Origin of the sequence: Paenibacillus cellulositrophicus (genome assembly GCF_009363095.1) — a bacterium.
GTDB classification, from domain to species: domain Bacteria; phylum Bacillota; class Bacilli; order Paenibacillales; family Paenibacillaceae; genus Paenibacillus_AQ; species Paenibacillus_AQ favisporus.
The window spans coordinates 183030-196836 of record NZ_CP045295.1; the positions used below are offsets into that span (position 1 = coordinate 183030).

Sequence of the window (13807 nt, forward strand, 5' to 3'; positions counted from 1 at the left end):
CACCTTTAATTGTCCGGCGAAAAGGACGCATAGTATCGAGCTTTGCCCATTTCGCCGAACATCTTTAGAATAGTCTTGAATCTGCGTCCACTTTGCGTGCGATCGCATTGAAGATCAGAATCGTGACAAGCCCCATGCAAGATTGGTACACGATGACAGCAGAAGACATGCTGAAATTACCCAGCTGCCTTAGCGAACGATACGCATACGTATCGATGACATCTGTCGTCGGAAAGAGTACACCGTTATCTCCGATGATCGCGTAAATCATACCGAAATCGCCGTAGAAAATTCGGCCAATGCCTAGCAGCGTCAATATCATTACGGTCGGCCGCATCAACGGCAGCGTTATGTAGAGCATCTGTTGCATCCGGCTCGCACCTTCAATTCGGGCACTCTCGTAATATTCCGATGAGATACCCGCAATGACGGCCAATAAAATAATGGAATTATAGCCGGCAATCTTCCAGGCGCTAATCACGGTTAAGATATACGGCCATACACTAGGCGTCAAATACCAGTCCACTCCTTCGTGGCCAAGGAAGGTAAGCGCGCGGTTAATCAGCCCCTCGGATGTGCTGAATAGCGTCGACGCCATCATGCTGACGACAAGCCACGAAATAAAATACGGTAAAAAAACTAACGATTGCGTGATTCGCTTGAACAGCCTGTTTCGGACTTCGTTCAGAAAGATGGCCAGCACGACCGCACTGCCGAGGCCGGATACGAGAAACAGCGCATTCAGGAAAACAGTATTCACAGTCACTCGGAGCCAGTCTTTCCCATTGAAGAAAAACTCGAAGTTTTTAAATCCGACCCATTCGCTCCCCCATATACCATCCGATAGCCGGTAATTCTGGAAGGCGAGCAGATGTCCCAGCATGGGTATATACGCGAATATGATCAGAAACGCAATACCGGGCAGTGCCAGCAAGTATAAATACCGATTCCGCGACAACTCTCTCACAAACGGCAAGTCGAACCTTCTCTGTCGCTCCAAAAAGCATTCCTCCTTTCTTGTACGGCTTGCAGGATTCGAACGGAGCCATCGTAGCATTCACGCAGCACTCTGCCTAGTTCTCATTGGCCGGATTTGGTTCTCGCACGGACGAATCGCGAGCATTCGACCAATTGTTATTGGCCTGGTAAGTTCTCAATCGTCCGCTGCGCCCGCTAATTCGCAGAGTTTCCGGCCACTGGCCGCGTCCGATCCTTCTGTTCGCCCGCCTTGCTGTCGCGGTATTGGTTCGGCGTCATGCCGGTCGCTTTTTTAAATGCTGTAAAAAAGTGGCTTTTCGACTGAAAACCGGACTGCTCTGCAATTTCGGAAACCTGCATGTTCGTTTGTTCCAGCAGCTCTTTGACCTTTCCGAGCCGCTCATTCAAGATGAAATTCGATAGAGGCATACCATAGTGGTCGTGAAACAACTGCCGAACGTATTTGGGCGACAAAGCGATATGATCTGCGATTTCGTCTACCGACAGCATCGGGTCATGGGTGTGATAGCGGACGTACCCCATAATTTCTCCAATCAGCTTTTCCTTGCGGTTGAAGCCCTTTTGGTCGTTAAGCAGCCGAATAATCCGCCCGGTCTCTTCCTTCAACCATTTGCGGACCTCGGTAAGTGTGGCGAACTGCCTCAAGTGACGCTCAATCCCTCCAACACTCTGAATAGACGTCATTTTGCTGAACGATTTGACGATCGCGAATAGAAGCAGCTTCAGCTGGAATTGACACTCGGTATAGTTCATCGTCTGCAGTCGTGCGAACAACTCGTCAAGCAATGCCAGCACCTTTTCTTCGTTGCCGCTGCGAATCGTCTGGATTAAGCTATCATGCACGGCAGAGTCGATCGGCGCCTGCAAATCAGCGTACTGTTCAAAATCTTGTTCAACGTAGATTTTGTCATTACCACTGACAAACTTGAATAACGTCAGTTCGATCATATCATCGTATACTTTGCGTAAATCGTCATGTACGCGCCGGGCTGAGCTTTCTGCGATCGTTACGTCCAGCTTGACGTACCTGGTGATTTGACGACTCAGCTCCTTTAGCTCTTTGGTCAGCTCGGGATCAGGGGAGGAGATGGCCGCGCCTACCAGCACAACTAGATGGTCGGTACCAAAATCCACCACCTCAATCGGCCGTTCCGGCAGGCCCAACAGCTCCTCTGCGATATTGCCGATTGCATACTTGAGCAACTTGCGGGAGACGAAATCGTACTGTTCAGACATTTCGTAATAGGAATCGATCTTAATAACAGCCAATCGAAGCCACTCATAGTCAAGTAAGCACGATTCGCGGACAATCGCCGCTCTGGCGCCTTCGGTTAGCCTACCCTGCAGCAGCCATTGCCGCAAATATTCAGTCTTGATTAGCGGATAATGATCGCGAAGCATAACGAAGCCCTGCTCAATGACGCCGTAATCGTTCTCTCCCCTCACGCCCAGTTTCCGCTGCAATTGATCCGCCAGTCGGCGGAATGGTCCGACGAAACGGCGCGAATTCCAATAGGCGACCAGAAGCAACGCGACGAGCAGCAGGAAAGAGCAGACGATGATGACTGTTTGGAACGCCCCGGCCTGTTCGCGGAATTGCTTCATTTCAGTGACAGATATAATGGTCCACCCCAGCGATTCCAGCCGCGTATAGTTGACGAATGCTTTTTCACCCGTATTGTTCAGCTCGAATGAACCCTGCATCAGCCCGGTCTGCATGTAATCGATGGTCTCGTCGAGCCGCTTATCCCAATCGCCCAGAATCAATCTTCCTCGATTATCAACGATCGACAGCAGTGTATCCGCCCTTCCGTCGCCTGAGATCAAATGCTTCTGAAGCTCCTTCTTGTCGAACAGGACGACAAGATACCCGTCACGGTTTTTCTGCACCGGAGTCGAAGGAAGCTGGAGTGCCAAATACGAATTGTTTCCTATCTGATGATCAAAATAGCGGAGGTAGGTACCGGGAGTGCGTTCGATCCGTTGCAACATCGTCTGATCGGCAAATTCCTCGAACGTAAGCAATCCAACTTCGGAGTCGATCACCTCACGTTTGCGGATGCTAAACAAGTATGCGCTTTCAATATAAGGCTCATGAGATAAATATTTAGATAATACACCCATCGTGTTGGCATTCTGCAGCAGATTTTCAGATGAAGCATACATCCAGTTTTGTACAGAATGGTCTTCATACATGGTCAGGCTGTACCATTTCAGCTTGTCCAGAATGTACTCGACCCGCTCCGCCATTTCGTCAATGCGGTCCTGGTTGAACGTCCCCATCTGGGAGTATGCGAAATGAGAAAACCGGTTAGCCAGAAACAACGAGAACGGTATGATTGTAATTGCAAAAAAGATGCCACTAATCACGAATATGCGCCAGGATGTTGATCTAAACATTAATTCCCTGTCCCCCTTCGTCTTTTGCAGTTCTTTTATGACCGATTCGTCCTATCATAATGTACTCTTTTTCCATTTGACTAGTTCTTATTTGTCCGTCAAGTTCTATTTCTCCGGATTCGTGCTGCAATACCTATCTTCCTGCTCTAGGGATTAGTGGATCCGATGTCCCCCAAGCCCACGATACCCGATGAAATTTGGAATGATACGGCCTCATAAGCCGTGAGCAAAACAATGGAGCAATAACGCCAGTCTGGGGTATCCGACCGTAGGATTATAGCGCTGAGCGACTTGCTGACCTCACCTTGTAGCCCCTGTTTTTTACCATATGTATTAAAATGATTTATAAGCTCCTCAGCTTCTTACCTGCCACTTAAAGCCAGTTTCATTGATCTTTTAGGTTTTGAATATCATGTTTATCCATCATTATTTTTTCAGTTGACCTGTTACTCATATCGCTCGTTTCTGATTCAAACAAACCAAACGAACTTGTTCAGGATCTCGAATCGTTGATTTTTCATCAAGCCGACTTTTGCGCACATGTCAGGGATGATTGTTCAACATTCGGGTGGATTTTGGAGGGAATGCTAAAAAAACATAGGATTTCATCTGGCAAGTGTAGAATACAGTGGGGAACCCTCGGTAAGAATCTGCTCAGCGGGTCGCCGGGCAATCCCCGGAATGCTGTCCAGTCGATCCAGGTCATGCTGAAAAGGGGCATGCCGTATGGCTACCTACAAATGTGTGAGCATGGTTTTTGAATCATACGTTGGGTGGGAACTCATACAAGCCACTTTGAACGAGAAAATTAAAGTGATAGGAATCGTGTGCAATGATCACAACGACCATATTGGAGGTGTCTCTCATCATGAGCAGAAGTTTTCTGCTATTGTATGGGGTCGGCGGCAGTGACCCCGATCATTGGCAAACTTGGTTACATCAAGAGCTAGTAAAACGAGGTGAAACAGTCCGATTTCCTGACAGACAAAAATCAACCTGACAGGGATGTTTGGCTCGATCATTTATCTTCTGTCTTTGAAGAAATTCCAAACGATGAAGAAGTCATCGTCGTGGCTCATAGTCTAGCGTGCATCATGTGGTTCCACTACGCGGCTTCAACTCCGAAACGAAAAATTCAGCGTGCCATTCTTATAGCCCCACCCTCGCCATTTTTGGAATACGAACCAGTGATGACTTTTTTCCCTGTACCGGAAAACATGCATGAGATCGGAATGGTTGCGGAAAAAACGTTGTTGGTTTTATCGTCAACTGATCCTTATTGCTCGGTGGAAGATGCTTCACAGTACTTTGATCTAGGAGTTCCTTGCGTGATGTTGCCCAAAATGGGACATATCAACGTTGAAGCGGGCTACGGTCCATGGCCATGGATTCTTGATGTATGCTTGAACGAGCAAGTTACATTATGATTCGATTACGGTAAATAAAAAAGCCGCTATAATAGCGACTCTCAATGGGACTCTGATAACCTTTTGTATTGACGACGTCCTGGCCCCTTAGAGTCGCTCATATAGTTGTGAGGCTTGCCGAACACCTAATGCATGACGTCCCGATGGGCTTAGGGTGCTGGATGTGGTCACTCACTTCTCAGAGTGACCAGGAGCGTCAATATCATGATAGTCGAAGGATTTTCTGGAAGCAGCCATTGCATTTAACTCGTTCTCAAAATAGCAATATACTTCATCTGCAATTCCCAGAAACTCTTCAACAAGTACATTATTACTATCCAAGTAACAAGCATACAGATAATCAACTAAAGCGGAGTCAATGTCACAATAGTTTAATATGGCATTCTTCATCTTAATAATGTCATCTTGCCATACACCTGTATCTTCTAAAACTAAAGAGTATAATGCACGAATTAATCTCTTAGAGTAACCTTTAATATATCTATTCTTCATTGTGTTATCACTAGCATTAGAAAGTGAACGATGTACACGATCTACTTCCTTCTTGGTCTCTGTATTTAAATCTAAAATGAACTTTGGAGAAATCATAATCGGGGGTACTTTTTCACCAACGTCATCACCATATATGCAAACACAAATGATCTTTACCCAAAAACCCCACTCATTTGGTTTACTTAATACATCGTCAATCGAGCAAATTGTCGTATCAATCTTAGATACTACTGGATATTCTTCCAAAATCCGGTCATTAATATTTGACAATCTTTCGTAATCAATATCTTTGGGATTTACACATACAATAGTAAAGTCTGCATCTGACTTAAAAGGTTTAGCCGTTCCTTTTGGAATCGAGCCACACATATAAATGCTATGAATCTTACCTTTAAATTCGGTAAGTATATTATCTTTATACTTATCAACAAAATCCTTATATTCACTTTGTATTTCAATTCTATTTATAACTTTTTCTAATATCATATAGACTCCTCCTAAACTAAAAACTTCTTTCGGCTAACGTTCAGGCGTTCACGAACCTTCACCGACTTAAGTGACCGAAGGGAACGGCCGCGATGCGGTTACGGTGCAGGGTTGTCCGCCTGATCCAGCTTCCTCAAAAACCCTCCGCGGACCAAGGTGCTTCAGCCCCGATGCGTGAATACGGTGTTACAAGATGTAATCGCCTTCTTAGAAATACCTACACTGATTATTTCCTTCATTTAGTTCAAGAAAGTCTTCTATCCTCCAATTGTTTAAATAATGTATTTAAGCTTTCTTCTACAGTTTGATGAGCTGTATCTATGACTATGTGGTCCCGATCCCAAACATCATACTCTCTATTTCTGACCTGCTCCCACGTCGGAAGTATAAAACCCCGAATATCAGCTGTACGCATTTCGATTCGATTCCTGTGCTCGATATAATCAGAGCAAAGTACTTCAATTTCCACATAAGGTATTCCAAGAGAATCGGCCACGTTGCGCCATGCCTGGCGCGTAATTTGGATAGGGTTAACTGTATCTGCAATCACATCTAGGCCCAGTAGAAGATTCTGTGATGCAATTGCATAACACACAATGTAACCCTCAGGCCCTTCGATGGTCTTTCCAGCATCTCGCATAGCCTGCTCCACGACATCAACCCGAAGATATGTAGCCTTTAGTTCTCTTGCTAAAGCCGATGATAATGTGGTTTTTCCGGTACCCGGCAGTCCACTAAATATATAAAGCATTAAACTCATCTCCTTCGGGAAAAGCAACATGGTTTTCGTCTTTGCGCTGATTTCTTATAACCTCTAATCTACGAACTTCGTAAATAACTTCATATGTAGAGTATTCGCGAAATCAATAAACTCCCCTGCGTGTTAGCTTAATAAATTTAATAAATAGTTCAATGCTTATCTAATCGGTAATCGGCTTATGTTCTTGTCCTTTTCGGTAATCGGTACAAGTTCTTGTCCTTGGCCCTGTACAAGAACTTGTACCGGTGAAACAAAAAAGCCGCTAAAATAGCGACTTCAAATGGGACTATGCTCTTGTCCCCCGACAGGTATTTTCGGTGACCTTTATTCAAAAGTTTCGTTGCTGCTTTATAAATTTCCAAAATTGGTAAATTACTTAATTTATTCCCGCTGAATTTTATGTCCATTGGTTCCATGCTGTTTCAAACATCTTACTTGAGTTTAATAACGTGACGGTATATGGATCCCTCTCTGCTTCGTCATAGAGCGCAGAAGTACTGAAAAGCTCAACCTGTTTTCCCTCTTTCAAAACCATAATATTCGAACATAGTCCTGGTAACAGCGTGAGGTCATGAGTAATGAACAGAAGAGCTAAGCCTTGTTCCTTCTGAATGGATATGAGCAGCTCAATCATCTGCTGTTGTAATAAGACGTCGAGGTTGGAGACCATTTCGTCACAGATTAACAGTTTGGGACGAGTTAACAAAGCTTTGGCGAGACAAGCTCTTTGATACTGCCCACCACTCAGTTTTCCGGGGCGATTTCGAAGAAGGTTCTCATTCAGGCCAACTTTTCCCCAATATTCAAGGACTTTATGCTTGCGCTCGGCTCTATTATAACGGGTAAAATTAATTAAAGGTTCTTCCAGACACTGAAACAAGCTCATTGCGGGATTTAATGTGGAGCCAGTATTCTGAAAAACAATCTGTATATCGCGATACCATTCTCTATACGATAATATTCCTTTGCTGGGCAAGGGCCGCCCGTCAAAGAAAATATGGCCTGAGGTTGGTTGTTTTAAAGCCATGATAAGCTGGGCAAGCGTGGATTTGCCACTACCACTCTCCCCCACAATAGCCAGAGATTCTCCATCTTCTATTCCAAAATGAATATCTTGCAGAATGGGTCTTCCGTGAATTTCCTTATACAGTCGCTGGATTTCAAGCATAAGGTATCTCTCCTTTTCCAAGAAATCTTTGAGAGCAATGCCTGCATAACTCTTGGGTGTATTCATGTTCAGGTGCGCTTAAAATGTTCTCCTTACTGCCCTGCTCTATTATTTTCCCTTCCCGCATAACACCAATCGTGTCCGCAAGATAGCCGGATATAAGTAAGTCGTGGGTAATAAACAACATGCTCATATCCGTGTCCAGAATGAGCTCTTTCAGAAGGAATATGATCTCAGCCTGTGTTTTGACATCAAGTGCACTCGTTGGCTCGTCGGCTATCAGGATTTTCGGCTTTAACAGAAGCGCCATCGCAATCATGACACGTTGATTCATTCCACCGCTTAACTCATGAGCATAACTGCTCATCACATGGGACGTGTCCTTTAAGAGAACTTGGGACAACATTTTTTTTGCTTGCTTCTCAGCCTCATATCTTGAAACAGGCAAGTGACTGCGCATCAGATCAACGAATTGCCTACCAATCGGAATCGACGGATGCAAGGCCTGTTCCGGATGCTGGAAGATGGCACCGATCTGGCCCCCTCTTATGCTGCGCCAGCGCTTCCTTGATAATTGCTGCAGATGTTCACCCTGTAACACGATGTCACCTGACATCTGCAGATGAGCAGGCAGCATATCCAAGATAGCCTTACTTGTCAGCGTTTTACCGCTGCCGCTTTCTCCAATCAATGCATATGTTTTCCCAGTCTCCAGAGAAAAGCTGCTATTATGCACAAGCGATTGACCTTCCTTATTTCTGATATTTAGATTTTTGACTTCGAGCAAGGTCGTCATTTAGCGTTCCCTCCTCAGTCGCTCGCCTATAATTTGGAACGAAGCAGCAGTCAGAAATATCATAAAGCCTGGAAAGAAGCCCATCCATGGGGCGACCTGCAAATAATTTTTTCCGTCCAGTAGCATGACACCCCATTCTGGAGAAGGAGGCTGTGCACCAATACCCAAAAAGGATAACCCGGATAAAGTCAGGATCACCTTACTCACGTCCAGAATGAGCATCGTTCCAATCTGAGGCATGATATTCGGAATCATATGTCTGGTTATTATTCTAAGTCCAAATGCCCCGCTTACCCTGCTGGCGGTAATATAAGGTTCCTTTTTCACATCATGAATTAGCCCTCTTATGATTCGTACGTACTTGGCCCACCAGGAGAGGATCACCGCAAAATATACATTTTCCATGCCAAAGCCAAGGAAACCAACGACCACAATGGTAAGTAGCATACTCGGTAATGCTGTGAAAATGTCGGTTAAGCTCATCATAAGCATGTCCAGCTTGTTCCCCAAAAAAGCACTCCATGTCCCCACCAGAAGACCAATCAACATTACAACACTAAGTACAATAAAAACAGGAAATACCGATTCACTAGTCCCGTGTATGACCCGGCTTAACAGGTCTCTTCCCAAATAATCCGTTCCAAATGGATGAGCAATACTGGGAGGAAGAAGTTTCTGTTGATGATTCGTATGGAACGGATCATAAGGTGAAATCCACGGGGCCGCAAGTCCTGTAATAATAAGTAGGATGATATATAACAACGCTGCCGTTGGCAGTTTATTCGCTCGGATGATACTGATCAAACTTCCCACCTCTGTTTGTCAAGATGAACACGCGGGTCCGCAAGGAAGTACAACAGGTCGGTCATATAATTAAAAACAAAAATAAATGCTGCCACGAAGAGTGCGCTCCCTTGGATGACTGGAAAATCACGGCGAAAAATAGCTTCAAGCATGTATTTACTGAATCCCGGAAAACTGAAAATCGTCTCGGTGATAATCGAAGCCCCAAAAAAGCTGGGTAGACTCGTCGTGATTAATGTCAGAATTGGGATGAACATGGAGCGCAGTAAATAAGACGGATAAAAGATGCTCGGCCGCAACCCCCTGGTTTTTGCAGCCTCAATGTACGAGAACTTGCTGTACTGGATCGTATAGGATCGAACCATCCGAATAAAGTAAACACTTTGCACCAGCGTCATGGCTGTTACCGGCAAAATATAATGCCGTATGGTCGAACTGCCTACAACAGGCAGGACGGGCCATATCACGCCTAAGGTATACATAAGAAGAATAGCAAGCCAATATAAAGGGATCGACAACCCCAAAATGGTCATTGAATAAACCACTCGATCTGCCATTGTGCCTTCATTCAATCCCATCCAGATTCCAATCGGTATGGATATGAAGAGGGTTAATACAAAAGAGCTTGCAATGAGTTTCGACGTTGGGCCTAAACGTTCAATCATTTCACTTAATACGGGTTCTCCGGAAGAAAAGGAATGCCCTAACTCTCCTTGAAATACGTGATGTGCCCATGCTAAATATTGCTGAATGAACGATTGATCCAGTCCCCATTGTTTCTGTAAATCAGCTACGATGGATTGCTCCGGTACGGCTCCGATTTCCAGCAGCAGCATCGACGCCGGATCACCCGGCGCCAAACGCATTAATGTAAAAACAAACAAGGAAAATAAAACAAACGTGACTATCAACATGAACAGACGATGAATCATAGAGCGGAGCATTACTTCGCTTCTTTCTTCAGGTAATGCCACTTCAACGGGTTGTCCTCAATAGCATTGAACCTAAAATCAACCACATGGCTTGTATGAACAAAGGTTTGCTTGGCGTAGTATATCGGAACAGACATGGCTTCCTCATTCATACGGAGGAACACCTGATTGAAGAGCTTTTGCTGCTGCTGAGTGGAAACCGTAGCCGCAATTTGATCCAGCAAATCGGATAAAAGCTTGTCCTGATACGCAACTCCCGGTGAGGATGGCGAATCATAGAATAAGGAGGACAGGAATCGATAAGGTAATTGAGCATCAGTGTATGTCCGATACATAAGCAGATCATATTCCTTCGTGCTCCACAGGGTATCGTAGTAAGCTGCCCGTTCCTGATTCACAATATGGATTTGAATGCCGATCTGTTTCATGTTGTCTTGAAAAATTTCAGCCATCTCTTTCCATTCCGGATATTCCTCTGATTGAATGACCAGACGAAGTTGCAGTACTTGTCCATCTTTTTCATAGAGCTGCTTGTTCTTATTCCATTGGTAGCCCGACGCTTCAATCAGCTGTTTGGCTTTTTCGGGATTATACGGATACGAAGGCTGATTACTGTCGGATATAAATGCAACCTTCTCTTGGAACAATCCTCTAACAGGGTCCCCGCTACCACCTGCATACTTGCTCGTATCATTGCCATAATTGATAGCTTGGCGGATATTCTTATCAGCTAGAGAAGTATTGTGTTGGTTGATAACCATAAAGTAGGACATTGTACTGTTTCCGGTTTCGATTACGTAGTTGTCGTTGTTCTGAAATACAGGGAGACTTTCCATGGGGATATTACCAAGTTCACCGCCCGCAAGATCCACCTCTCCAGATTGCAATGCCATTACCCTCGCCTGAGGATCTGTAATGACTTTGAAAACAAGTGAATAGTCGGATGGTTGTTCTAACCAATAATGATCATTCGGGATTAGAACAGTCTGAATCCCTGGTTGATACTCTCCTATTTTCCAGGCACCCGTTCCGATCGCTTTTTGAAAAGTACCATTCACATCTCCCTTAGGGGTTACCGAGTTCGGACTCATAATTCGATATGGTCTTGCCTGACTAAGCTCGTACAACACTTGCGTTGCTGTATCCTTAAAGGAAAGTACGACTGTTTGATCATCAGGTGCTTCAACTTTTTGCAATAAACGGGATATTTCAAGCGAAGCATTCTCTTCCCTGCTTACCGCTCTTTCCAAAGAAAACTTCACGGCTGCTGAATTCAGTGGACTGCCATCCGAGAACATGACCTGATTTTGCAGATGTAAAATGTAAGTCCTGCCATCATCGGATATCTCCCATGACTCCGCCAGGCTGGGCGCAAATTCACCTTTTCCTTTATAGTCTACAAGGGCATCATATATAGCCGCATGCGTATGTCTGGAACCATAGTAAGTCGAGGCGTCAAGCTTGTCTGCTTCAGTATCCTGCGTGACTGCGACCACAATGTTCTTGTCCTCCTCTGCTGCAGAGGGTGAGCTCACATGTTGTGAACACCCCATAATGAACAACAATAAGACAACAGCAATTACTCCAAATCCAGATCTTCCAAACATCCCTACTCCTCCTATTCCTCTTTTAAGCTGTATACGATTGCATAGCTGTTATTCTCATGAATACTTGCTAGATGAACAATCTTTGTATATTATTAATCGTAATCATTACGATTTGCAAGGGATTTTTTATATAACAAGGAGTCGATGTTAGTGAGTAAGCATAAACTTGTACAACAATATCGGGATTATTGGGACAAAGGAGCAGCTGTCTACGATGAAATTGTGGATGCCGAATTTGCGTCCAACCGATATGATCAATGGAAGGGAATTCTGAGTCATTTTTTGTCTGAGAAAAGTAATTTAAAAGTGCTCGATGTAGGTACGGGGCCTGGTTTCTTCGCGGTTCTGCTCAGCCAGATGGGGCATCAGGTTACTGCTATTGATTCTTCTCCGGAGATGGTGGCTAGGGCTAATCAAAACGCCCATAAATATAATTGCAGTATCCAGGTTATTGAGACAGATATTATAGAATATAAGACAGAAGAAAAATATGATATCATCATTTCACGAAATGTGACCTGGTTCCTGTACAATCCAGTAGCTGCATATCAAAATTGGCATGGAATGCTTAATGATGGAGGCCAGGTTATTATTTTTGATGCGAATTGGAATTTATTTTTATCTGATCCGAAGGAGGAAGAGCTTTTTCAAAAAGACAAGGAGGAGGCTGCCGCAAAAGGGTACGTGCCGTACCGCCCAGAGAAGGATGTCGAAGAAGGAGACCAACTGGCACTTACTTTGCCATTGAGCTATGTAAGGAGACCTGAATGGGACAGCGAAATGCTTCATTCAATTGGCTTTGCCCAAATCCAAATTCATCAAGGATTCGATGGTGAACTGTATCATATAGGTGAACAAATTCTGAATCGACACAGACCGATGTTTGCGATCGTTGCCAATAAATAACTCAACATTTGCAGCCTCGGACACTTTATAACTCCGTTTATGCGGGCATCAGCTTTACGCACTTGGTTCTTCTTTCGACCCTGCTCAGCCACGTATTATAAAATGTTAAAAACTACATTTGTAATGAGATTAATTATCAACACGAGAAAAAACCTGCCCCTCTCCCGGGCAGGTATTAAAGGTGAATCGTATGAATGGCTTACCAACATCGATTACTAAATATTAGTCCAGAAGGCTGTAGATTTGAATGCTCTCCACCTTGGCATTCTTGATATGAAACGACATCACATCCACATAATTGGATGGCTCGTAACGGAATTCATCCTCCTCATTAGAGGCTCCATCACCAAGCAGTTTCCCCTCAGGGTAGGCGTTTTTAAGTGTATCAAGGCTATCTCCTGCTTTAATGTTTCGCACTGTCGCGTACTTAGGATCTGTCATTTCGATATGAAAGATGGAGTCTTGTTTCCCCTCCGGTATACTGATTGTTTTAATCTCCAGACCAGGATACGTATAAACCTTTTCTGTAAAACCGATTAACGTATCCATGTTTGTTCCGTCGCCGGCACTGTACGTATGAGATTTCAGGTTATCTGGTTTGCCCAGCATCTGTTCCATCTGGTCTTCATTCGCTATATCCGAAATCGCAATGGTGTGCTCATTATAGACAAAAGCAAGCTCCTTCAGCACCACATTGCCTTCCTTCTCCATCGAACCTTCCTTAATCACTTCAGCACTCTGTCCTTCCGAATTTTCTGAAGCAGGCGCAGTAGAATTTGATGCTCCTTCGCCTTTGGCCTGTTCGTTCTGCGTCGCCTCTGGCGACTTGGCACCACTAGACTGACAGCCCGTCAATGCTAATGCAACCGTTAGTAAAATACTCAGCAGGATACCAGATGCAGCTTTATTTATCAATTTCATCATGATCCCTCCATAAATGTGTGATTTCTTCTTATGAAGTGATTGTAAAAAAAGCATTTGTTAGTCTCATAACAGAATTGTATCAATCTTGTAACGTAACTATTTACGC

At 44.4% G+C, this 13807-nt stretch carries 11 protein-coding genes and 1 pseudogene; 2 read left to right on the forward strand and 10 right to left on the reverse strand.

Annotation, left to right across the window (positions count from 1 at the left end; all coding sequences use genetic code 11):
* Window positions 1–64: 64 nt before the first annotated feature.
* Together GCU45_RS00650 and GCU45_RS00655 are read right to left on the reverse strand one after the other, a co-directional pair.
* Window positions 65–1000 carry an ABC transporter permease gene (locus tag GCU45_RS00650; RefSeq protein ID WP_152397656.1) on the reverse strand — a complete coding sequence of 312 codons (936 nt, stop codon included), beginning with the start codon at window positions 998–1000 and terminating at the stop codon, window positions 65–67.
* Window positions 1001–1173: 173 nt separating this feature from the next.
* Window positions 1174–3399 (reverse strand): AraC family transcriptional regulator, encoded by a 2226-nt coding sequence (locus GCU45_RS00655; RefSeq protein ID WP_152397657.1) that lies wholly within the window; start codon window positions 3397–3399, stop codon window positions 1174–1176.
* Window positions 3400–4267: 868 nt separating this feature from the next.
* On the opposite strand from GCU45_RS00655, the pseudogene GCU45_RS00665 reads away from it, so the two are divergent.
* A pseudogene (locus tag GCU45_RS00665) lies at window positions 4268–4826 on the forward strand (RBBP9/YdeN family alpha/beta hydrolase).
* 171 nt (window positions 4827–4997) lie between these two features.
* On the opposite strand, the gene GCU45_RS00670 reads toward GCU45_RS00665, so the two are convergent.
* The 7 genes from GCU45_RS00670 to GCU45_RS00700 form a co-directional block, all read right to left on the reverse strand.
* Window positions 4998–5804: a nucleotidyltransferase domain-containing protein gene (locus GCU45_RS00670; RefSeq protein ID WP_152397660.1), complete on the reverse strand. Its 807-nt coding sequence runs from the start codon at window positions 5802–5804 to the stop codon at window positions 4998–5000.
* Window positions 5805–6048: 244 nt separating this feature from the next.
* The gene (locus tag GCU45_RS00675) at window positions 6049–6555 is read right to left on the reverse strand and encodes a P-loop nucleotide/nucleoside kinase family protein (protein ID WP_152397661.1); all 507 of its coding nucleotides are present in this window, start codon (window positions 6553–6555) and stop codon (window positions 6049–6051) included.
* Window positions 6556–6961: 406 nt separating this feature from the next.
* Window positions 6962–7732: an ABC transporter ATP-binding protein gene (locus GCU45_RS00680; protein ID WP_167527043.1), complete on the reverse strand. Its 771-nt coding sequence runs from the start codon at window positions 7730–7732 to the stop codon at window positions 6962–6964.
* Window positions 7725–8528, reverse strand: coding sequence for an ABC transporter ATP-binding protein (locus tag GCU45_RS00685; RefSeq protein ID WP_152397663.1), 804 nt, complete (start codon window positions 8526–8528; stop codon window positions 7725–7727). Before GCU45_RS00685 ends, GCU45_RS00680 begins: the two co-directional genes overlap by 8 nt.
* The gene (locus tag GCU45_RS00690) at window positions 8529–9332 is read right to left on the reverse strand and encodes an ABC transporter permease (protein ID WP_167527044.1); all 804 of its coding nucleotides are present in this window, start codon (window positions 9330–9332) and stop codon (window positions 8529–8531) included.
* Entirely contained in the window at window positions 9329–10306 is a 978-nt protein-coding gene (locus tag GCU45_RS00695; RefSeq protein WP_152397665.1) for an ABC transporter permease, read from the reverse strand. The genes GCU45_RS00690 and GCU45_RS00695 overlap by 4 nt, the downstream gene beginning before the upstream one ends.
* The gene (locus GCU45_RS00700; RefSeq protein WP_152397666.1) at window positions 10276–11871 is read right to left on the reverse strand and encodes an ABC transporter substrate-binding protein; all 1596 of its coding nucleotides are present in this window, start codon (window positions 11869–11871) and stop codon (window positions 10276–10278) included. The genes GCU45_RS00695 and GCU45_RS00700 overlap by 31 nt, the downstream gene beginning before the upstream one ends.
* A 150-nt stretch (window positions 11872–12021) precedes the next feature.
* Between GCU45_RS00700 and GCU45_RS00705 the strand changes: the two genes are divergently transcribed.
* Entirely contained in the window at window positions 12022–12777 is a 756-nt protein-coding gene (locus GCU45_RS00705) for a class I SAM-dependent methyltransferase (RefSeq protein ID WP_167527045.1), read from the forward strand.
* Window positions 12778–12999: 222 nt separating this feature from the next.
* Here GCU45_RS00705 and GCU45_RS00710 read toward each other — a convergent pair whose 3' ends face one another.
* A complete protein-coding gene (locus GCU45_RS00710; RefSeq protein WP_244364364.1) occupies window positions 13000–13701 on the reverse strand; it encodes a hypothetical protein in 702 nt (233 codons plus the stop codon).
* Between the last annotated feature and the right edge of the window lie 106 nt (window positions 13702–13807).

Bases quoted from the DNA above. Each gene is read 5' to 3' on its own strand.
- GCU45_RS00685 (WP_152397663.1), bottom strand. From the start codon at position 8,528: ATGACGACCTTGCTCGAAGTCAAAAATCTAAATATCAGAAATAAGGAA.
- GCU45_RS00710 (WP_244364364.1), bottom strand. From the start codon at position 13,701: ATGATGAAATTGATAAATAAAGCTGCATCTGGTATCCTGCTGAGTATT.
- GCU45_RS00680 (WP_167527043.1), bottom strand. From the start codon at position 7,732: ATGCTTGAAATCCAGCGACTGTATAAGGAAATTCACGGAAGACCCATT.
- GCU45_RS00655 (WP_152397657.1), bottom strand. From the start codon at position 3,399: ATGTTTAGATCAACATCCTGGCGCATATTCGTGATTAGTGGCATCTTT.
- GCU45_RS00670 (WP_152397660.1), bottom strand. From the start codon at position 5,804: ATGATATTAGAAAAAGTTATAAATAGAATTGAAATACAAAGTGAATAT.
- GCU45_RS00675 (WP_152397661.1), bottom strand. From the start codon at position 6,555: ATGCTTTATATATTTAGTGGACTGCCGGGTACCGGAAAAACCACATTA.
- GCU45_RS00700 (WP_152397666.1), bottom strand. From the start codon at position 11,871: ATGTTTGGAAGATCTGGATTTGGAGTAATTGCTGTTGTCTTATTGTTG.